We start from the raw sequence: 619 nt of genomic DNA on the forward strand, positions 1-619 counted from the left end.
GGCGGTACATCCGTCTGTTGTTGAGCAGACTGAATAGTTTCTTCAGACGGCCTTTCAACGATATCCTGTTTGGTCGGAACAGCCTCTTTCTCAACCACCGGTGCTGCTATCGGTTCAGATTTCGGCAGCTGAAAAGGCTTTTTTTCGGCCTCAGCTTTCTGATGGTCGGAATGCAAATCCGTGTGTTCAATCTGACTTTGCGTATCGCAACCCGAAGCAGCCAACGGCGCAAATGCAAGTATGCGCAAAAGCGTCATGACAAAACCGGCATACTCGTCCGGAGCCAGCGGCAAATCCTGTTTACCATGAATAGCACATTGATAATAAAGCTGAACCTGCTCGCCACTCAAAGCCTGACTTAATCGCAGCAAAGTTTCACGCTCAGGGTCGTCATTTGCCAAGGCAGAAGGAATGGTTTGAATCAAAGCCAAACGTTGCAACAACATAGCCAATTCTGCCAAGGCGCTGTCAAAACCAATCGCTCTGGCGGACATTTCCTGAGCCTTTTCCAGCAAGGCCTCACCGTTTTGATTGATGATTCCTTCAAGCAATTCAAACAAATATTGTTTATCGACCGCTCCGATCATCTGGCGGACATCTTGTTCGGCAACTTTACCCG

1 pseudogene is annotated in these 619 nt (G+C 48.5%); it reads right to left on the minus strand.

What is annotated here, in order from left to right:
- Positions 1-619 (minus strand): annotated as a pseudogene (locus tag ACTHUM_RS17495) (DNA polymerase III subunit gamma/tau); the annotation flags it as partial.

This window comes from Neisseria sp. P0021.S006, from assembly GCF_051956895.1.